This is a genomic window from Gordonia terrae, assembly GCF_001698225.1.
GTDB lineage: Bacteria > Actinomycetota > Actinomycetes > Mycobacteriales > Mycobacteriaceae > Gordonia > Gordonia terrae.
In genome coordinates, this window is the sequence record NZ_CP016594.1 from 3,528,632 (window position 1) to 3,548,856 (window position 20,225).

The following is a 20,225-nucleotide window of genomic DNA, read 5'->3' on the forward strand; positions in this document are numbered from 1 at the left end:
ACCGAATTGCGTCGACTGTGCACCCGATTCCGCCGACTGTGCGCCGGGGTGAGTTCGACGGGCGACGACCTACGACAAAACCCACCACCGATTCGATTCGGTGGTGGGTTTGTCGATGAGTGGCTCGTGCGGCGGATGGTCCGCCGTCAGCGGGTCCGGACGAGCGCGGTTCCGGTGGCGCGGTCGTGCAGGGCGCGCCCGTTGTAGTCGTTGATCAGCGCCGGCACCAGGAAGATCATCAGCAGCTGACGGAAGAAGGCGCGGACGATCCCGACCGCCGCCGGGCTCTGCTCGCCGGCCGCCTCGGCGGTGTTGCGCTCGGAACCGAAATCCACTCGCGCGACCCGCATCCCGATGACGAGTTGGCCCGGGGTGAACCCGAACAGAGTCACCGCGAAGATGCCCATCACGAACCACACGCCGAGCTGTGTGGTGGCGAGGTGCGGCGAGTAGAACCCGACGAACAGCAGCGCGAGTCCGGCGGCTATCAGCCAGTCGACGAGCAGACCCGCGACGCGCGGCCAGCCGGTCGCCAGCGACCCGGGCCCGTTCTCCGGGAGGCCCAGATCTTGCCCTCGGTACTCGTTCTCCACGCCGGACGCGGGACCGATCTGCGGTCCCGACAGCCAGGAACCCGTGACTCGTCCCATCGGTGATGACTCCTCTCACGCGACCGCGCGACCACCTCGGTCCGCGTCGCCGCCGCACTCGTGAACCATCGTAGTCGCTGGTTGTCGCGACCCGTCCCGCCCATTCGGGCCTGCCGCTAGGGTTGGGGTGCGCCGAGTGCGTCGCGCCCCGAACACGCTGTGTAGCGAACACCACTGCGCGTGTAACACGGGGGAAACACGGACTTAGCGCATGGGCAACTTCGCCTCCATACGGTTGCCGCTGAGATCCGCTGCTGTTTCTCAGTGGCGGATGTGGCGTGTCCCCATACACGGACCACCGATCACGAAGGAGTCACCGCACGGTGTACAGCAGTAAAGAAGAACTACTCGAGGGCATCAAGAAGGAAGGTGTCGAGTACGTCGACATCCGATTCTGCGACCTGCCCGGTGTCATGCAGCACTTCTCGATCCCCGCGTCGGCCTTCGACGAGGACGTCTTCGAGGAGGGTCTGGCATTCGACGGCTCGTCGGTGCGTGGCTTCCAGTCGATCAACGAGTCGGACATGATGCTGCTGCCCGACCCGGCCACCGCGCGGATCGATCCGTTCCGCAAGGCCAAGACGATGAACCTCAGCTTCTTCGTCCACGACCCGTTCACGCGCGAGGCCTACAGCCGCGACCCGCGCAACGTCGCCCGCAAGGCCGAGGACTACCTCGCCTCGACCGGCGTCGCCGACACCTGCTTCTTCGGCGCCGAGGCCGAGTTCTACATCTTCGACTCGGTGTCCTTCGGCTCCGAGATGAACGGCACCTTCTACGAGGTCGAGTCCGAGTCCGGCTGGTGGAACACCGCCTCGCCGACCGACCCGGACGGCAGCCCGAACCTCGGCTACAAGGTCCGCCCGAAGGGTGGCTACTTCCCCGTCGCACCGTACGACCACTACGTCGACCTGCGCGACGAGATGTCGACTAACCTGACCAACTCGGGCTTCGAGCTCGAGCGCGGCCACCACGAGGTCGGCACCGCGGGCCAGGCCGAGATCAACTACAAGTTCAACACGCTGCTCCACGCAGCCGATGACGTGCAGCTGTTCAAGTACATCATCAAGAACACCGCGTGGCAGAACGGCAAGTCGGTCACCTTCATGCCGAAGCCGCTCTTCGGTGACAACGGCTCGGGCATGCACGCCCACCAGTCCCTGTGGAAGGACGGCAAGCCGCTGTTCCACGACGAGGCCGGCTACGCGGGCCTGTCGGACCTGGCGCGCTACTACATCGGCGGCATCCTGCACCACGCGCCGTCGCTGCTGGCCTTCACCAACCCGACGGTCAACTCCTACAAGCGTCTGGTGCCGGGCTACGAGGCCCCGATCAACCTGGTCTACAGCCAGCGCAACCGGTCGGCCTGCGTGCGTATCCCGATCACCGGCAACAACCCGAAGGCCAAGCGCCTCGAGTTCCGTTGCCCGGACAGCTCGGGCAACCCGTACCTGGCGTTCGCCGCGATGATGATGGCCGGCCTGGACGGCATCAAGAACAAGATCGAGCCGCACGAGCCCGTCGACAAGGACCTCTACGAGCTCCCGCCGGAGGAGGCGAAGAGCATCCCGCAGGCTCCGACCTCGCTGGCCGCGGTCATCGACCGCCTCGAAGAGGATCACGAATACCTCACCGCCGGTGGCGTGTTCACCGAGGACCTCATCGAGACCTGGATCGCGCTCAAGCGCGAGAACGAGATCGAGCCGGTGCAGATCCGTCCGCACCCGTACGAGTTCTCGCTGTACTACGACTGCTGAGCCACGCTCCAGCCGACTCGGCCCGCTCCGCGATCGTTCTCCGATCGCCGAGCGGGCCGTTTCGTTGCCGGGCTACCAGCACGCAATCCGCGCGAGGCGCCCTACCCGCCCGTCCCATCGTGCGACGATGAGCCGCATGGGCACACTCCTGACGTCCGACGAGTTCGAGATCCGGCTGCTGTTCGCGGAGTCCGTCCCGGAGGTGATGCAGTTCGTCCGCGACATGGTCCGGCAACGCGAACCGATCGCCCTCGAACTGGAGGGGTCCGCGCACATCGTGAACCTCGCCAACGTCCGGCACTTCTCGCTGGTCGACCACACGGCCGACGACGAGACGCTGGACTCCGACGAGCGCACCACGGTCGTGCTGTCCATCGCCGAGGCCAGAGAGTAGCGACGCCACGCAGATCGGGGCGTACGTCGCCGTGAGGGGGCGTCCCTCAGTCGCCGGCGGCGATGATCACCTTGAGCGCGTGCTCGTCGGCAGCGTTGCCGAACGTGTCGTACGCTTCGTCGAATTGATCGAACGTGAACCGGTGGGTGATGAACTTCTCCGGGGCGATGTCGCCGCGTTCGATGCTCTCCAGGAGTTCGGGCGCCGTGGTGGCATTGACCAGGCCCGTGGTGATCGTGAGGTTGTTGATCCAGTCCCGCTCGATCGGGAACGTCACGCTCTCGCCGTGCACGCCCACGTTGGCGACGTGACCGCCGGGACGCACCGAGTCGAGCGCGACGCCGAACGTCGCGGGTACTCCGACAGCTTCGATCGCGACGTCCACACCGAGTCCGCCCCGGCTGAGTTCTCGGAGCTGGGCGACGACGTCGCCGCCGGCATTCACGTCGATGGTGTCGGTCGCGCCGAACTCCCGGGACTGCTCGAGCCGGAACTTGTTGCCGTCCACGGCGATCACCTTGGAGGCACCGGCGGCCGAGGCCGTCATCACGGCGGCCAGACCCACCGGCCCCACCCCGACGACGGCGACGACGTCGCCCTCCGCGACCGCGCCGTAGAGCACCCCGATCTCGTAACCCGTCGGCAGGATGTCACTGAGCATCGTCCCCTGCTCCGGCGTCACCTTCTCCGGAAGCGGGATGAGTCCGTTGTCGGCGAACGGAACCCGGACGAATTCGGCCTGCGTCCCGTCGATGAGGTGGCCGAAGATCCAGCCGATGCCACCCACCGTCTGGCAATGCGACGTCAGACCCGCTCGGCAGAACTCGCACGTACCGCACTTGCTCACGCACGACACGATCACGCGATCCCCGACCCGAACCCGTTCGCAGCCCGGACCGACCTCGGTGACCACGCCGACGCCTTCGTGACCGAGAATCCGACCCGGCGTGACCGCCGGTACGTCGCCCTTGAGTATGTGCAGATCCGTCCCGCAGATGGTGGTCACCTCCATCCGGACGATCGCATCCGTCGGTTCCTGCAGAACAGGATTCGGAACGTCCTCCCAGGATTTGCGGCCGGGACCGTGATACACGAGAGCTTTCATCGACGACTCCTCACGTCTGCGGGTCTCGCCCGCAGCGTAAGCACGGACCGGTGAGCGGTTCGTCTCAGATTGAGACGCCCCGGCTCCCTTGTCGAGAGACCGTCCACCTCGTCACCCGGCCACCGCCCGATCCCGCAATTCGTGGACCAGGAGGCCGGGGCGGTCTGTGATCCGTACCACTTTCGGGACTTGTTACCCTGCCGACTCACCAGGTACGACCGTAGTTTGGACGAATGACCCGCGATGTATATGTCGAAGACCTCGTACCCGGCGACCGGATCAGCCTCGAAGGCACTCCTCGCGTCGTTCGCACCACCAGCCGACTCGACGGCAATCAGCTACGGATCGAGCTCGTGAAGGGTCATGACGACCTGAGCGAGGTCGTGCTGGACCGGACGGTCAAGCTGCAGGTCAACTGAGCCGGAGCTCGCCAGATCCCGACCGCGCGGACGGACCTATGGGTCAGGCCGCCCGGGCGCCGTCGAGTTCGCCGAACACCGCTTGGTTGTGATCGAATGCCGCGATCGCCTCGTCGACGAGGCGATCGATTCCGTCCGCGTCGAGGGGTAGTGCGTCGAGCCGTGCCCGGTAGGCGTCCTTGTAGCGCTTGAGCTTGTCGATCTCGTCGAACGAGTAGAAGCTCAGTGCCGCGTCGTCGACGCCGTAGTGCTCCCGCATGCGGTGGGCCACCACCTGACCGCCGCTGAGGTCGCCGAGATAGCGCGTGTAGTGGTGGGCCACATACCGCGCCGGGTCGGTGCGGGTGGACTCGATCGCGGCCACATACCGCGCCACCGCGGGCAACGGCGTCGTGTCGGACGGGTCGATGCCGAAGGACGCGAGATCGGCACCGAGTCGTTGCAGGCGCAGCAATCTCGGGTCGAGCACGGCATCGGCGACGGGATCTCCCGCCAGGTCGGCTCCGACACGTTCGAGGGCCTCGTAGACGAAGTAGAGCTGGATCGCGAGGCGCTGGTACTCGCCGGTGTCCAGCCGGCCCGACATCAGGTCGTCGATGAACGGAGCGTGTTCGGCGCGCTCGTGCGCCACCGCGGTCGCCGACCGCAATCGCTCGGAGATACTCCGACGCTCCGGCGCACTCGGGCGGTCGGCGTCCTGGGGCCCGGCGTTCTGCAGATCCGTCATGATGCCACCAGTGATACCACCAGAGTCCGGTGATCGGAACCCGGCAGGTAGTGGGTGTCCATCGACGTCGCCACGAAGCCGCGCAGGATGACGCGGTCGATGGCGACCAGCGGCCGGTTACCGATCTGCTTGTCGGTGGGATAGCTGGGCAGGAACCCGGCACCCGCCACATCGGTGCCGTCGACGAGCCCGTTGGTCAACAGACTGCGGTATTTCGCGTGATTCCACGTGGAGTTGTAGTCCCCGATCGCGATCACCCGGCCTGGCGGGAGCTGCTCGAAATGCTCGGCGAGGGTGTCCATGTCGGCGAGCCAGTCCCAGTTGCGGCCCCACAACGGTGCGGCCGGATGGATGGCCAGCACCTGGGTGCCCGCCGCCCCCGGCAGGTCGGTCCGGGCCTGCAGGTTGTGCAGCACGGTCCCCGGGATGTTGTAGCGCTCGTCGAGCGGCATCTTGCTGAACATCGCGGTACCGGCCGCGTAGCTGTACGGGATCGCGAACTCGTGCGGCAGCGCGCGCCCGATCTCGCTGCGCCGCAGGCGTTCCAGCGCCTCGGGGGTGACCTCCTGCAGGGACACGAGGTCGGGATCGGCGTCGGCCACGATCTTCTCGAGCGCAGCGATGTCACCACCGCCGAAGAGCAGGTTCGCCGAGACCACGGTGAACCGCTTGCCGGCGGGCGCGGCCTCGGCGACGACGAGAGGCACCTGGGTGTAGGCCAGAGCGCCGGCCGCCACGACGGCGAGCGCCAGCATGAACCAGCGTCGCAGAACCCCGAAGACGATGATCGCGATCAACCCCGGGATGAGCGCGAACTGGACCGCGCTCGTGAGGTACAGCGTGACGTCACCGCGTGACGGGTAGTAGTGCAGGAACACACCCAGCACCACACCGGCGAGCATCGCCCACCCCAGGACGTACGCAGCCGCCCACAGAAATCTCGTCATCGCTCCCCCATGTGACCCGGTGTTCCCCCGCCGGATTCATCTGTGCCCTCGGGCCTCGTCTGTACCGCCGGTGTGTCAGGCCCCGAAGACCTTCAGCACCACGGCCTTCGCTCGACGCGTCACCCGGAGATAGTTCTCCAGGAACTCGTTGGCCTGATCCTCCGGCCACCCCGCGGCGAACGCGATCTGGCGCAGTTGCGCGCCCGGTCCGGGCAGCTGGTCGATCGGTTTGCCGCGGACCAGGACCAGCGCATTGCGCGCCTTCGTCGCGGTCGTCCAGGCGTCCTTCAGCAGCGTGACGTCGTTCTCCGACAGCAACTCCGCGGCGCCGATGGCATCCAGCGAGTCGAGCGTCGACGTGTTGTGCAGGCTGCGGTAGCGGTGCGCGTACTTGAGCTGGAGCAGTTGCACCGTCCACTCGATGTCGGCGAGGCCGCCGCGACCGAGTTTGGTGTGGGTGGCCGGATCGGCACCGCGCGGCAGGCGTTCGGCATCGACCCGGGCCTTGATCCGGCGGATCTCCTTCACGGCGTCGTTGCTGACCCCACCGGCCGGGTACCGCACATGATCGATCATGTGCAGGAAGTCGATGCCGAGGGCTTCGTCGCCGGCGACCTGGTGCGCGCGCAGCAGGGCCTGGACCTCCCACGGTTGCGCCCATTGCGCGTAGTAGGCGGCATAGGACGCCAGGGTCCGCACGATGGGGCCGTTCCGGCCCTCCGGGCGCAATCCGGTGTCGACCTCCAGCGGCGGGTCCGCGCTGGGGCTGCCCAGCATCGACCGCACGTTCTCGGCGATCGTCTGCGCCCACTTGAGCGCCTCGGACTCCTCGGCGGCCCGGTCGGGCTGACACACGAACATCACGTCGGCATCCGAGCCGTAGCCGAGTTCGCCGCCGCCGAGCCGACCCATTCCGATCACCGCGATTCGGGCCGGCGCACGGCTCCCCCGCTCGCGCTCGGAGATGTTGATCGCCACGGTCAGCGCGGCATTCAGCACCGCCGCCCACACACCGGACAGCGCCTTGCAGACGGCCGGCACGTCCAGCAGCCCCAGGACGTCGGCGGACGCGATGCGTACCAACTCCGCACGCCGATGCGAACGCGCAACGGCCACGGCTCGTTTCATGTCCTGCTGGCGAACGGTCGACGCGATGAGCCCCTTGGCCACGTCCTCGGGCCGGACGTTGCACAGCTTGGGACCGTCCGGTCCGTCGGAGTACTGGTGGATCACCTCGGGTGAGCGCATCAGCATGTTCGCGATGTACTCCGACGTCCCGAGGACCTTCATCAGCCGCGCCGCGACGACGCCGTCGTCGCGCAACAGACGCAGGAACCAGTCGGTGTCCTCCATGACATCGCAGAGGCGGCGGTAGTTCAGCAGACCCGCGTCGGGGTCGGGGGTGTCCCCGATGTGCTCGAGCAGCTGGGGCAGGATGAGGAGCTGGATCTGGCCGCGTCGTCCCGGCGCGTTCGACAGGGCACGGATGTGGCTCAGCGCGCGGTCGGGTTTCGCGTAACCCAGTGCGGCCAGCCGTCTTTCGGCCGAGGTGTCGGTCAGGGTCAGCTCGTCGGTCTTGAAGCGGGTGACCGCCTCGAGCAGCGGCCGGTAGAACAGCTTCTGGTGCAGGCGCCGAACCCGCAGACTCTGGTGACGGATCTGTTCGCGCAGCACCCCTGTCGCGTCGAGTTCGCCCTCACGACGGATGTGTGCGGCGCGGGCGAGCCAGCGCAGTGCCTCGTGGTCGTCGGGCTGGGGCAGGAGGTGCGTCCGCGACATCCGCTGCATCTGCAGACGGTGTTCCAGCAACCGCAAGAACTGGTATGACGCACTGAGATTGGCGGCGTCGTCGCGTCCGACGTAGCCGCCCGCGGTGAGCGCGGCCAGCGCGTCGACGGTCGGCATGACACGCAGCTTCTCGTCGACCCGGCCGTGCACCATCTGCAGGAGCTGGACCGCGAACTCGACGTCACGCAGACTGCCGCGTCCGAGCTTGAGGTTGCGTTCCCGCTCGTCCTCGGGGAGCAAGGATTCGACGCGGCGCCGCATCTTCTGCACCTCGGGCACGAAGTCGGGTCGCTCGGCGGCCTTCCACACCATCGGTTTGACGGCGGCGATGTACTCGTCGGCGAGCTGCATGTCGCCGGTCATCGCCCGTGCCTTGAGGAGTGCCTGGAACTCCCAGGTCTTGGCCCACCGCTCGTAATAGGCCACATGCGATTCGAGTGTCCGCGTCAACGCGCCGGACTTGCCCTCGGGCCGGAGTGCGGCGTCGACCTCGAAGAACGCGAGCGAACCGATGCGCATCATCTCGCCTGCGATGCGGGCCGCGGTGCCGTCGGCCGGGTCGCTGACGAAGATGACGTCAACGTCGCTGACGTAATTGAGCTCGCGCGCACCGCATTTGCCCATCGCGACGACGGCGATCCGCACCGCGATGGGATCGTCGCCGCACACCTCGGTGAACGCGACGGCGAGCGCCGCGGTCAGGGCGGCGTCGGCCAGGTCGGACAGGTACGCGCCGACCTCGGGCAGCCACATCACCGGCTCGTCCTCGACGGTCGAGGCGACATCGTGCGCGGCGAGTTGCAGGATCAGGTTGCGGTAGGCCAGGCGCAGCGCGACGACGGCCTTCGGGCCGGCCAGTCGGGCCCGGTAGACCCGATTGCCCTTCTCGACCTCACCCGGCACGGCCTGCGCGTCGACGGCGGCGAGCATCAGACGGTCGACCTCGGCGCGGTCGGGCAGCTCGTCGGCGAGCAGCAATCGCCAGCTCGAGGGTTCGGCGACGAGGTGATCGGCGAGTGCGTCCGAGGAGCCGATGACCGCGAACAGGCGGCCGCGGAACGAGCGCTCCGCCCGTACCAGGGCGTCGATCTCGGACCACTCGTCACCGACGGCTCCGCGCAGCCGCACGAGGGTTCGCAGCGCGAGGTCGGCGTCGGGTGATCGCGACAGCGCCCACAACACATCGACCGATTCGGGCGTGTTCCAGCCGAGGTCGGCCAGGTTCCGGGGTGCGGAGTCGTCGAGGAGACCCAGGCGTCCCGCGCTGGGGACCGTGCTGCGTCCGGCTCGCCCAGCGGGTCCCGATCGTGTTGTCACATCACAAAAGTAGCGACCGAGTCCGCCGAACACGACATCGCGGTGCCGGACCGGGTCGGACCGGGCTCTACAGCGGCAGGTAGTTCTGCAGCTCGAACGGGGTCACGAGGCTGCGGTAGTTCGTCCATTCCGTCCACTTGTTGCGGAGGAAGTAGTCGAAAACGTGCTCGCCGAGCGCCTCGGCGACCAGCTCCGAGTTCTCCATCTCCTTCAACGCGTCGGCCAGGCTGCCGGGGAGTTCCTTGTAGCCCATCGCACGACGCTCGGCGGAGGTGAGGGCCCAGACGTCGTCCTCGGCCTCGTCGGGCAGCTCGTAATCTTCGTTGATGCCCTTGAGGCCCGCGGCCAGCAGTACCGCGAAGGTGAGATACGGGTTGCAGGCCGAGTCTGGGCTGCGCACCTCGACGCGCCGCGAGGACGCCTTGTTCGGCGTGTAGAGCGGGAGCCGGATCAGCGCAGAACGATTCGCGCCACCCCAGGTCGCCGCAGTGGGCGCCTCGCCGCCGTGGATGAGCCGCTTGTAGCTGTTGACCCACTGGTTGGTGACCGCACTGATCTCCGAGGCGTGGTGCAGGATGCCGGCGATGAACTTCTTGCCCGTTGCGGAGAGCTGCATCGGGTCGTCGGGGTTGTGGAAGGCGTTGATGTCGCCCTCGAAGAGACTCAGGTGGGTGTGCATCGCCGACCCGGGATGCTCGCTGAACGGCTTGGGCATGAAGGTCGCCCAGACGCCCTCGTTGATCGCCACCTCCTTGATGAGGTAGCGGAAGGTCATGACGTTGTCGGCCATCGACAGCGCGTCGGCGTAGCGCAGGTCGATCTCCTGCTGCCCGGGCGCACCCTCGTGGTGGGAGAACTCGACCGAGATCCCCATCGACTCGAGCGCCTCGATGGCGTGCCGCCGGAAGTTCGGTGCGGCGTCGTGGACGGCTTGGTCGAAGTAGCCGCCGGAGTCCGCCGGGGTCGGCACCGATCCGTCGAGCGGCGCCTCCTTCAGCAGGAAGAACTCGATCTCGGGATGGACGTAGCAGCTGAAGCCGAGGTCGGCGGCCTTGTTCAGCTGCCGGCGCAGGACGTGGCGCGAGTCGGCCCAGCTGGGGGTGCCGTCGGGCATCGCGATGTCGCAGAACATGCGGGCCGAGTGGTGCCGGCCGGCCGAGGTGGTCCACGGCAGCACCTGGAAAGTCGACGGATCGGGTTTCGCGACCGTGTCGGCTTCCGAGACCCGTGAGAAGCCCTCGATGGCCGAGCCGTCGAAGCCGATCCCCTCCGCGAACGCGCCTTCGAGTTCGGCCGGGGCGATCGCCACGGATTTCAGATAACCGAGGACGTCGGTGAACCACAGACGTACGAAACGGATGTCGCGCTCTTCGAGGGTCCGCAGCACGAATTCCTTTTGGCGATCCATGGTCGCCGACCTTAGAAGTACGCTGTTAAATCCGTGTTACACGCGCGAATCCAACTCGCTGTGCAGCGGTTTTGCAGCCGTCATCCCACATCGTGGGAAGCTGCGGCGAGCACCCGGGACGCGAGACGTGTCGTCGTCGCGGGCCGGCCGGTCTCCAGGGTCCCACATCGCCCGAGCCCGATCGGTCGGCGCGTGTGATCAATCGCATACAGACGGCCGGTCACAACGGGCCGCGCCGGTGAAACAATGGGCTACGTCCGTGTTCAACCCGGGTACCCGCCGCGCCGCTCCGGCCAGTCGGGACTCGAGGCAGAAAAGAGACAACGATGTCCGATTCCTCGGTATACGGCGCGTCCGCCTCCGGTCAGTCCGCCAAGCGGCGCGTGACCCGCATCCACCACCTGGCCCAGATGAAGGCCGAAGGCGAGAAGTGGTCGATGCTCACCGCGTACGACTATTCCTCCGCCCGCATCTTCGACGCTGCAGAGATCCCGGTCCTCCTCGTCGGCGACTCCGCCGCGAACGTGGTCCTGGGCTACGACACCACCATCCCGGTCACCGTCGACGAGATGATCCCGCTCATCCGCGCCGTCGTTCGCGGCGCACCGCACGCGTTGGTCGTCGCCGACATGCCGTTCGGCAGTTATGAGATCGGGCCGCAGCACGCCCTCGAGAACGCGTTCCGGATCTTCAAGGAGACCGGCGCACACGCGGTCAAGCTCGAGGGTGGCGAGCGCGTGGCACCGCAGATCGCCGCTCTGTCCGCCGCCGGCGTCCCCGTCATGGCGCACATCGGTTTCACCCCGCAGAGCGTCAACGGGCTGGGCGGGTTCCGCGTCCAGGGTCGCGGCGACGGTGCCGATCAGCTCATCGCCGACGCCATCGCCGTCCAGGAGGCGGGTGCCTTCGCCGTGGTGATGGAGATGGTCCCGGCAGACCTCGCCGGCCAGATCACGCGCAAGCTCACCATCCCGACCGTCGGCATCGGCGCGGGCAACGAGACCGACGCCCAGGTCCTCGTCTGGCAGGACATGGCCGGCCTCACCCACGGCAAGACCGCCCGATTCGTCAAGCGCTTCGCCGATGTCGGGGGCGAGTTGCGTTCGGCCGCCGAACAATACGCCGACGAGGTACGCCGCGGGATCTTCCCGGGCCCCGAGCACAGCTACTGACCCGCGGGTCCGCCGTCCCGGCGCAGCACGCCTGTCGCCGGGACGTCCCACCGGCCGAGCGTGGCGCAGACGCCTACGCTGACGTCCATGCGGAACTTCTACCCGGAGATCGAGCCCTACGCCGCCGGCCACCTCGATGTCGGTGACGCCCAGCAGATCTACTGGGAGACGTCGGGCAACCCGGACGGGAAGCCCGCGGTGTTCGTACACGGCGGACCCGGGGGCGGGACCGCTCCGACGCAACGCCGGTTCTTCGACCCGGCGAAGTACCGCATCGTGCTGTTCGACCAGCGCGGCTGCGGCCGGTCGCGTCCGCACATCGCCGACGGCGCCGACCTGAGCGTCAACACCACGCCACACCTCATCGCCGACATGGAGCGACTCCGTGCCCATCTCGGCATCGAACGCTGGCAGGTCTTTGGCGGCTCCTGGGGTTCGACACTGGGCCTCGCCTACGCGCAGGCCCATCCCGATCGGGTCACCGAACTCGTGCTCCGCGGCATCTTCCTGCTGCGACGCAGCGAGATCGACTGGTACTACAACGGCGGCGCCGCCCACATCTACCCCGATCTGTGGGAGAGCTACCTCGAACCCATACCGGTCGACGAGCGCGACGGTGACCTGGTCGAGGCGTATCACCGGTTGCTCACCTCCGACGACGCCGAGACAGCTCGCGCCGCCGCCCGCGCCTGGACGGGCTGGGAACAGGCGACCAGCTATCTCCTCCCCCGCCCCGAGGAGGACACGGCCGACGCATCGGAGGACACACCGCACGGCACGGACGCCGACCGGTTCGACCTCGCCTTCGCGTCGATCGAGAACCACTACTTCGTCAACCACGGATTCCTCCGCGACGGCCAGCTCCTCGAGAACATCGACGCGATCGCCTCCATCCCCGGCGTGATCGTCCAGGGCCGTTACGACGTGGTGTGCCCGACGCGCAGTGCGTGGGACCTGCACCGCGCATGGCCGGCGGCCGATCTGCACATCGTCGCCGACGCCGGGCACGCATCCTACGAACCGGGCATCCGGCATCACCTCATCGAGGCGACCGACCGGTTCGCGCGGTAGCCGACGCCGCGCGCCGAGGCACACCACTAAACTCGACGGACAGCCGTCGACGACTTCAGGAGGATCCAGGTGGCCGCATCCGAGCAGGTCGAGGTGGAGCTCAAATTCGATGTGGACGCCGGTCACGTGGCCCCCGACCTGCGAGCCTTGCCGGGCGTCGTCTCGGCGACGCCCCCGGAGACCTTCTCCCTCGACGCCACCTACTTCGACACCGAGAATCTCGACCTCGCGGGCAACAAGATCACCATGCGCCGGCGTACCGGCGGAACCGACGAGGGCTGGCATCTCAAGCGTCCCAGCCACATTCCCGGCGCGCGGCGTGAACTGCAGGTGGGATTCGACGAGGCACCCGCCGACGGTGAGGTGCCGGAGGCGCTGTCGGCCCCGGTCCTGGCCCACATCCGCGCACGCACACTCATCCCGGTCGCGGTGATCTCGACGACGCGCACCGTCACCCGACTGCTCGGTGCCGACGAGGAGCCGCTCGCCGAGCTCGCCGAGGATCTGGTGACGGCACAGTCGCTCCTGCCGGGCGGCCACTGCCAGCAGTGGGCGGAGTGGGAGTTCGAACTGCTCTCCGGCGGCACGACCAAGCTGCTCAAGGCCGCCGACAAGGCGTTGCGCGCCGGGGGCGGCCGAGAGGCGTCGAGCGCGTCGAAGCTCGCCCGTGCGATCGGTGCGACGCCGACGGTCCACGAGCCGCGACTCTCCAAGCGACCCACCGCACTCGAACTCGTCGTGACCGACATCGCGCTACACCGCAATTCGCTGGTCGCCTACGACCCGCTCGTGCGTGTCGACGCCCCCGACGCCGTACACCAGATGCGGGTGGCCTGCCGCCGTCTGCGCAGCGTGCTGTCGGGCTTTCCCACCGTCCTCGATGCCGAGCGCACCGCACACATCGGCGCCGAGCTGAAGCTGCTGGCTCAGATCCTCGGCGACGCCCGCGATTCCGAGGTGCAGCTCGAGCTGAGCGAATCACTTCTGCGTGGCGAGAACGCCTCGCCCGAGCTGCGCGCCGAACTCGCCGGCACCGAGGTCACCGTGCATGACCGCGCACTGCGAGCGGCGCACGCCGCGATGTCGTCGAAGCGGTATTTCACCCTGCTCGACAGCATCGACGGCCTGATCGCCTCACCGCCTCCGGGTCCCGACGCCGACCTCCCGGCGACGACGGTCGTCGACAAGGCGATCGCCCGCAGCCGCAAGCACATTCATCGAGCCCAGGCCCGCCTGGCGAGCTTCGCCGAGGGGTCGGACGAATGGGAGGAGCAGATGCACACCGTCCGCAAGCGCGCGAAGCGTCTGCGCTACAGCATCGACGCGACCGAACCGCTCGGCAAGAAGAAGTACCGTGCCGTCGGCTCGGCCGCCAAGAAGATCCAGTCCGCGCTCGGCGATTTCAACGACACCCGGATCAACCGGACGCGACTCGCGCAGATTGCGTCGGCCGGAAACCTCGGTGGCCCCGACATGTTCGTCCTCGGCCGGATCGACGCCCGGCTCGAGGCCGACGGTCATCGCGCGATCGCCGCATACCGCAGGGTCGCCAAGGACCTCTGACACCGCTGCTGGTCGAGCCACCCACCGCCGGCGAGCCGAGTCGAAACCACCTCCCCCGCCACGACTCAGACCCGGCGGAACTCCACCGTCCGGCTCATCTCGTCGGCCTTGGTGAGTTCGACGACCACGCGGTCGCCGGGGCGCAGATCACCCGTGCTGCGCGCGATCACCGGCGGATCGGACAGGAAGATCTGCGCCGGACGACGTTCGGTGGCGGCAGACATCACCACGGCGTCGAACCGCTCGCCCACCCGCTCGCGCAGGATGACGGCTTCCGCGAGGTCGATGCTCGCGCGATCCGCGGTGGCTCCGAGCGTGTCGGCCGACCGCAGGATCTTCGGCAGCGTCGGCAACGCCCGCTGCACCCAGTCGGGTACCGGCGTACCGGCGGTGACCGCGAGGCACACCTCGGTGGCGAAGCGATCGCCGAGCCGACGCAGCGGCGCGGTGACATGGGCGTAGAGCCCGCCGATCGCCGAATGCCGCATCCGTGCGTCGTCGACGGCCTCGGTCTCGTCGCCCCCGGGAAGCGCGAGATAGTTGGCGCCGCGCATCAGACCGCCCGCGGCTGACTGCAACGCCAGGGTGCTCGGCTCGTCCCCCGGCAGACCCGCCAGGAACCGTCCCACCGACACTCCGTCCGGCCAGTCCACGCCGAGCGCCCGGGCCGCGGCGCGCAGATCCTCGACCGCATCCTCCTCAGCCGGCGGCAGCGTGCGCAGCAACCCCACACCGGCCTCGGCCATGAGCGTGCCCGCGCACGTCCCGGCGAGCAGCGACACCTGGGAGTTCCACATGTCGGCGGGTGTGTGCGCCTCGAGGTCGAGCCGCCACCCGCCGTCTGTGCGGACGACCGTTTGATCGGGCAGGTCGAGTTCGACCGCACCGCGCGCCAACGCGACCTCGCGCCGGAGCTCGCCGAACGCGGGCAGAGCCGCGATGGACGGGTGCAACCGACCGGTGGCCGCGTCCGCCGAGACACCGGCGTAGTCGAGGCGGGCGACGGAAGAGATGCGGGATCGTCGCACTCGTACATCGGTCACCGACCCGTCTCCGGCCACGCGGATGGTCCACAGCACGCAGAGTCTGACCTGTTCGGGCAGAAGGGAACCCGCGCCCTCGGACAGCTCGCGAGGGTGCAGCGGAACCGAGCCGTCCGGGAAGTACACGGTGGTGCCGCGTCGACGGCTCTCCTGGTCGAGGGCGCCCTCCGGGGTGATCAGGGCCGCGACATCGGCGATCGCGTAGTCGACGACGAACCCGTCACCGTCGGCCGCGATGTGTACCGCCTGGTCGAGATCGCGGGAGGTCGGTGGGTCGATGGTGACGAAGGGGACGCCGGTGTGGTCCTCGCGGACCTCGGCGTACAGATCTGCACCCGGGGCGTCGGACTCGATCCGTTCCGCGGTGGCCCGTGCCTCGGCGAGCGCGTCCGCGCCGTACTCCTCGTCGACGCCCAGTTCGGTGCGTATACCGGCGAAGTCGATGTCCGGGGCCGAGAGAATGCGTTTCACTCCCCCAACCCTAGAGAGCACGCGGGCCCCTACGGCGCACGACGCGCGATCGCGGCGTCGATCGAGAAAGGGCGAACGAGTCGGCACATAAGCCGGATCCTGTACCCGCACGGTCAGTGAGACCGGTGCGGGTGGCGACCATCCATCTGGGCACACCGTCGCCGGGTACCTCGAGCGGCCCACCCGCGGGCTGGGGCGAGCAGCCCTCGTGACGCCCGCGCACACGCACCGTGAGGTGCGTGCTTCGGCCTTGCTCCGGGTGGGGTTTACCGAGCCGGCACGGTCACCCGTGCCGCTGGTGCGCTCTTACCGCACCGTTTCACCCTTACCGACCTCGCGGCCGGCGGTCTGTTCTCTGTGGCACTGTCCCGCGGGTCACCCCGGGTTGCCGTTGACAACCACCCTGCTCTGCGGAGTCCGGACTTTCCTCGATGCGCGGCGTGGCGGGAGACCGCCCGTTCCGCGTACCGCGGCCGCCCGGCCGACTCGTTCGCGCACCCAGGATACGCAGGCAACCGCGCACGTCGACAGCCGGGCGGCGACCGGGATCGCCGAACGCGTCAGTCGCGCCAGTGCGCCGCGTCGTTGACGAGCCGGACCACGGAGCCGCCGTCGTCGAAGAACTCGGCGATCGACACCGACGCGAGGTCGAGGTGCAGCCGGAACAACAGCTCGGGTCCGACGCCGAGTGCGCCCTGTAACAGCGTCTTGATCGGCGTGACATGCGAGACCAGCACCACGGTCTGACCCGAATACTTATCCAGCAGTTCGGCTTTCGTCTCCGCGATGCGCTCGGCGACCTGCGCGAAGCTCTCCCCGCCCGGCGCCGGCACGGTGATGTCGGACAGCCAGGTGCGGTGCAGCTCCGGGTCGCGCATGGACGCCTCGGTGAACGTCAGGCCCTCCCAGTCGCCGAAGTCGTTCTCGATCAACCCGGGGTGTTCGATGACGTCGATTCCGGTCAGCGCACCGACCTCCTCGGCCGTCGCTCGTGCACGACGCAGCGGCGAGGTCACGATTGCGGTGATCCCGTCCTCGCGGACGACGCGCTGCGCGGCCGCGCGTGCCTGGCGCCGGCCCTCGTCGGTGAGTTCGGGATTGCCACGGCCGGAATAGCGCCGCTCCACCGACAGCGCGGTCTGTCCGTGCCGGAGCAGGATGAACCGGGTCGGTTCGCCCCGCCGGCCCTGCCACGACGGCGCCTTCGTCGTCGAATCGCCCTCGGGCGCGGACTCTTCGGCAGTGGCCGTCACGAATCTAGATCCCGGATTCGGCGGTACGCACGAGGACTGCACCGCACTCCTCGCATCGGATCACCTCGTCGGACTGCGCCGCACTGATGGTTGCGATCGTCCCGCGGTCGAGTTCCATCCGGCATGCTCCGCAGCGGCGGGCGCGCAGCAGGCCGGCACCGATACGTCCGCCGGCCCGCTGCTTGTCGTACACCGCGAGCAGCGGCGCATCGATCTCGGCCTCCACGGACTCCCGGCGCTCTCGCGCACGCGACAGGTCCTCGTCGATGGTCGCCAGCGACTTGTCCCGCCGGACCTGCGCCTCGGCGACCTTCTCCTCGAGGTGGCTGATGGTTGCCGCGGCACGGGTGCGTTCGGATTCGACGGCCTCCTGCTGCTCCATCAACGACAGCATCTCGTCCTCGAGCACGGCGCGCCGACGACCCAACCCGGCCAGCTCATGTTGCAACTCCGACAACGCCTTCGGCGCCAGACCACCGGCGGTCAGCAGGGCCGAGTCCTTGGCCTCGCGGTTGGCCATACCGGTCACCTCGGAGTCGATCCGACGGTACTCGCGACCCAGGTCCTCCGCGGCGATCTCCGCGCGCACCAGATCGTCACGCGCAGCATCGATCGCGGAGTTGTGTTCGGCGATCTCGGCGTCCTCCGGCAGGGTCTTGCGGCGATGGACGAGACGGTTGATCTCGGCATCGGAGTCCGCGAGATCGAGCAGCAGTCGCTGCACGGCGGCGTCGACTTTCATTGCGGTCTCCTCTTCGGCGAAAGTCCCCCCACCGTACGCGGGAGGTGTCCACGAGCCGGCGGCGGCTCGGTTTCTCCGGACTCAGCCCGCGCTGTGCAGCGCGAACGGATCGGTCGGCGCGTCGAAGACTCGCACCGGCGCCCCCAGTTCGGTCTCCAGCAGCGTCCCGACCTGCGCACACCACGGGAACTCGGTCGCCCAGTGTCCGGCGTCGACCAGAGCCGGCCCCCCATCGCGCAGACTCTCGTCGACCGGATGATGACGGAGATCACCGGTCAGATAGACGTCGACGCCGAGACCGCGGACACGATCGAGCAGGGAGTCCCCGGCCCCGCCGCACACCGCGACGGTCTGCACGAGCGCGTCCGGGTCACCCGCGGCGCGAACGCCGGTCGGGGTGCGCAGCACCCGGGCGGCCTCGGTGACGAAGTCGCGCAGTGTCATCGGCTCGGCGAGGGACCCGACCCGACCGAGTCCGACCTCGCTGCCCAGGTCGGCCAGCTCGAACACGTCGAAGGCCGGTTCCTCGTAGGGATGGGCGTTGCGCAGAGCACGCAGGATCCCGGCGCGCAGGCCACGGGTGGCGACCATCTCGACCCGCGCCTCGTCGACGTGGGTGCGCATCCCGATCTCGCCGATGGTCGGCGACGCGTCCTCGCCGGCCTCGAACTGTCCCGTTCCGACGACGGTCCAGGAGCAGTCCCGGTAGTCACCGATCGCTCCCGCGCCCGCGGCAAACATGGCCTCGCTCACCTGCTCGACGTTGCCCTCCGGCACCATCACGACCCATTTGTCCATGGCTGCAATCGGTTTCGGATCGATCGGAACCGTGCCGCGGAGTCCGAGCACAGAGGCGAGCGCGTCGGAGACACCGGGCCGGGCACTGTCGGCGTTGGTGTGTGCGCACAGCAGTGCGATCCCGCTGCGGATGAGCCGATGCACGATCCGTCCTTTGGGGGTGTCGGCGGCCACCGAGGTGACGCCCCGCAGCAGCAGCGGATGGTGGGCGACGACGATCCCGGCGCCGGCCTCGACCGCGGCGTCGACCACCGCGTCGGTCACGTCCACACACACCAGGACGTCGCGCGCGGAATCGGCCGGGTCGCCGCACACCAGACCGACCGCATCCCACGATTCGGCGAGGACGGGCGGATAGGCACGTTCGACCACGGCGACGACGTCACCGACCGTCACCTCAGAACGGGTCTCCGACGTCACGGCCGATCTCCTCTCGTACCAACTCGATCGCGCGCGTGAGCGCCCGAACCTGCGGAAGTCCACGGACGGCGAGACGAAGGTGCGAGTCGCCGAGGCCGACGAAGTTCGCGCAGCTCCGCACCGCGAAACCGTGGCGGACCAGACGCTGTTTCACCTCGGTGGCGTCGGGCATCTCGACCAGGACGAAGGGCGCGGCGGGAGCGGCCGCCACCCGGAGTCCGACGCGCGTGAGTTCGTCGACCATGTCGGCACGCTCCGCGGCGACCAGGTGCGCGGTCTCGGCGCAGTAGCGCTGCCCCTGCTCCTCGACGCAGGCGGTCAGCGCTGCGAGGGCGGGGGTCGACACCGCCCACGGCCGACGCCCCGCCCGCAACCGGTCGAGCAGGTCCGCCGGTCCGAGCAGGTACCCCGCACGCAGGCCTGCGAGACCGAACGTCTTTGTCACACTGCGGATCACGAGGAGGTCATGCCAGTCGGCGGAGGCGAGTGACTGCGGTTCGGGCGATCCGTCGGCGCCGAGGGTGAGGTCGGCGAAGGCCTCGTCGACCACGAGAATCCGCCCCGGCCGGCGCAGCGCGGCGATGGCCTCGACCGGGTGCAGCACCGAGGTCGGATTGGTGGGGTTGCCCAGGATGACGAGGTCGGCATCGTCCGGCACCGTGGCGGTGGTCTCGACGCCGGCCGGCGCGGCCAGGTTCCAGGGCGCCCTCAGCGTGACGTGGGTGATCGGGATGCCGGCGGCCCGGAGCACGATCTCGGGTTCGGTGAACGACGGCTGGATCAGGGCCGCATGCCGGGCACCCAGTCGTGGGAGCATCTCGAATCCATCGGCGGCGCCGGAGAGCAGCAGCACCTCCTCGGGGCGACGATCGTGTGCCGCGGCGATGGCGTCGACGGCGCGTCGCTCCTGCGCTCCGGTCGGATACCGCGCGAGATCGTCGAGTCCCGCCCGGATCGCGTCGAGCACGAATGCGGGCGGCGTGCCGCGGACGTTGACCGCGAAGTCGACGAGCCCTGGGACGGCGTCCTGGTCGCCATGGCGTTCCGGGTCGGTGAGATCGGCGCGCGGCGGCTGCGTCTCGGTGATCCCCGTGCCGGTGCGGGCCCGCGCAGGAGACACGGACGGACGCGAGGGCCCGGTCTCGACATCGAGCGCGTCGTACCCAGCTGTCATGTGTTC

17 protein-coding genes and 1 other RNA gene are annotated in these 20,225 nt (G+C 68.6%); 6 read left to right on the forward strand and 12 right to left on the reverse strand.

Features of this window, described 5'->3' with window-relative positions:
- Positions 1 to 146: 146 nt before the first annotated feature.
- Positions 147 to 650, reverse strand: coding sequence for an RDD family protein (locus BCM27_RS15755; RefSeq protein WP_004022934.1), 504 nt, complete (start codon positions 648 to 650; stop codon positions 147 to 149).
- Between the two features lie 323 nt (positions 651 to 973).
- Between BCM27_RS15755 and glnA (BCM27_RS15760) the strand changes: the two genes are divergently transcribed.
- Both glnA (BCM27_RS15760) and BCM27_RS15765 read left to right on the forward strand, forming a co-directional pair.
- Positions 974 to 2,407, forward strand: coding sequence for a type I glutamate--ammonia ligase (gene glnA / locus BCM27_RS15760; protein ID WP_004022935.1), 1,434 nt, complete (start codon positions 974 to 976; stop codon positions 2,405 to 2,407).
- A gap of 136 nt (positions 2,408 to 2,543) precedes the next feature.
- Positions 2,544 to 2,801, forward strand: coding sequence for a hypothetical protein (locus BCM27_RS15765; protein WP_004022936.1), 258 nt, complete (start codon positions 2,544 to 2,546; stop codon positions 2,799 to 2,801).
- 46 nt (positions 2,802 to 2,847) lie between these two features.
- On the opposite strand, the gene BCM27_RS15770 is transcribed toward BCM27_RS15765, so the two are convergent.
- A complete protein-coding gene (locus tag BCM27_RS15770) occupies positions 2,848 to 3,906 on the reverse strand; it encodes a zinc-binding dehydrogenase (RefSeq protein ID WP_004022937.1) in 1,059 nt (352 codons plus the stop codon).
- 233 nt (positions 3,907 to 4,139) lie between these two features.
- On the opposite strand from BCM27_RS15770, the gene BCM27_RS15775 reads away from it, so the two are divergent.
- A complete protein-coding gene (locus BCM27_RS15775) occupies positions 4,140 to 4,325 on the forward strand; it encodes a hypothetical protein (protein WP_004022938.1) in 186 nt (61 codons plus the stop codon).
- A 43-nt stretch (positions 4,326 to 4,368) separates the two neighbouring features.
- On the opposite strand, the gene BCM27_RS15780 is transcribed toward BCM27_RS15775, so the two are convergent.
- From BCM27_RS15780 to glnA (BCM27_RS15795), 4 genes are all read right to left on the reverse strand, one after another.
- The gene (locus BCM27_RS15780) at positions 4,369 to 5,052 is read right to left on the reverse strand and encodes a biliverdin-producing heme oxygenase (protein WP_004022939.1); all 684 of its coding nucleotides are present in this window, start codon (positions 5,050 to 5,052) and stop codon (positions 4,369 to 4,371) included.
- Positions 5,049 to 5,999, reverse strand: a complete 951-nt coding sequence (locus BCM27_RS15785) for an endonuclease/exonuclease/phosphatase family protein (RefSeq protein WP_004022940.1) — start codon at positions 5,997 to 5,999, stop codon at positions 5,049 to 5,051. The genes BCM27_RS15780 and BCM27_RS15785 overlap by 4 nt, the downstream gene beginning before the upstream one ends.
- 75 nt (positions 6,000 to 6,074) lie before the next feature.
- Positions 6,075 to 9,104 (reverse strand): bifunctional [glutamine synthetase] adenylyltransferase/[glutamine synthetase]-adenylyl-L-tyrosine phosphorylase, encoded by a 3,030-nt coding sequence (locus tag BCM27_RS15790; protein WP_081487044.1) that lies wholly within the window; start codon positions 9,102 to 9,104, stop codon positions 6,075 to 6,077.
- Positions 9,105 to 9,171: 67 nt separating this feature from the next.
- Positions 9,172 to 10,512: a type I glutamate--ammonia ligase gene (gene glnA / locus BCM27_RS15795; protein WP_004022942.1), complete on the reverse strand. Its 1,341-nt coding sequence runs from the start codon at positions 10,510 to 10,512 to the stop codon at positions 9,172 to 9,174.
- A 326-nt stretch (positions 10,513 to 10,838) separates the two neighbouring features.
- On the opposite strand from glnA (BCM27_RS15795), the gene panB reads away from it, so the two are divergent.
- From panB to BCM27_RS15810, 3 genes are all read left to right on the forward strand, one after another.
- Positions 10,839 to 11,684 (forward strand): 3-methyl-2-oxobutanoate hydroxymethyltransferase, encoded by an 846-nt coding sequence (gene panB, locus BCM27_RS15800; protein ID WP_004022943.1) that lies wholly within the window; start codon positions 10,839 to 10,841, stop codon positions 11,682 to 11,684.
- 87 nt (positions 11,685 to 11,771) lie between these two features.
- Entirely contained in the window at positions 11,772 to 12,755 is a 984-nt protein-coding gene (pip, locus tag BCM27_RS15805; RefSeq protein WP_004022944.1) for a prolyl aminopeptidase, read from the forward strand.
- A 69-nt stretch (positions 12,756 to 12,824) separates the two neighbouring features.
- Entirely contained in the window at positions 12,825 to 14,318 is a 1,494-nt protein-coding gene (locus tag BCM27_RS15810) for a CYTH and CHAD domain-containing protein (protein ID WP_004022945.1), read from the forward strand.
- 65 nt (positions 14,319 to 14,383) lie between these two features.
- Here BCM27_RS15810 and BCM27_RS15815 read toward each other — a convergent pair whose 3' ends face one another.
- From BCM27_RS15815 to cobC, 6 genes are all read right to left on the reverse strand, one after another.
- The gene (locus BCM27_RS15815; protein ID WP_033203932.1) at positions 14,384 to 15,832 is read right to left on the reverse strand and encodes an RNB domain-containing ribonuclease; all 1,449 of its coding nucleotides are present in this window, start codon (positions 15,830 to 15,832) and stop codon (positions 14,384 to 14,386) included.
- Between the two features lie 72 nt (positions 15,833 to 15,904).
- Positions 15,905 to 16,321: RNase P RNA component class A (gene rnpB / locus BCM27_RS15820), an RNA gene on the reverse strand.
- A gap of 71 nt (positions 16,322 to 16,392) precedes the next feature.
- Positions 16,393 to 17,085 (reverse strand): histidine phosphatase family protein, encoded by a 693-nt coding sequence (locus BCM27_RS15825; RefSeq protein WP_033203934.1) that lies wholly within the window; start codon positions 17,083 to 17,085, stop codon positions 16,393 to 16,395.
- A gap of 4 nt (positions 17,086 to 17,089) precedes the next feature.
- Positions 17,090 to 17,827, reverse strand: a complete 738-nt coding sequence (locus tag BCM27_RS15830; RefSeq protein ID WP_004022948.1) for a zinc ribbon domain-containing protein — start codon at positions 17,825 to 17,827, stop codon at positions 17,090 to 17,092.
- Positions 17,828 to 17,908: 81 nt separating this feature from the next.
- The gene (locus BCM27_RS15835; protein ID WP_004022949.1) at positions 17,909 to 19,045 is read right to left on the reverse strand and encodes a Nif3-like dinuclear metal center hexameric protein; all 1,137 of its coding nucleotides are present in this window, start codon (positions 19,043 to 19,045) and stop codon (positions 17,909 to 17,911) included.
- Positions 19,023 to 20,219, reverse strand: coding sequence for an Rv2231c family histidinol phosphate aminotransferase CobC (gene cobC, locus BCM27_RS15840; RefSeq protein WP_004022950.1), 1,197 nt, complete (start codon positions 20,217 to 20,219; stop codon positions 19,023 to 19,025). Before cobC ends, BCM27_RS15835 begins: the two co-directional genes overlap by 23 nt.
- Positions 20,220 to 20,225: the final 6 nt, after the last annotated feature.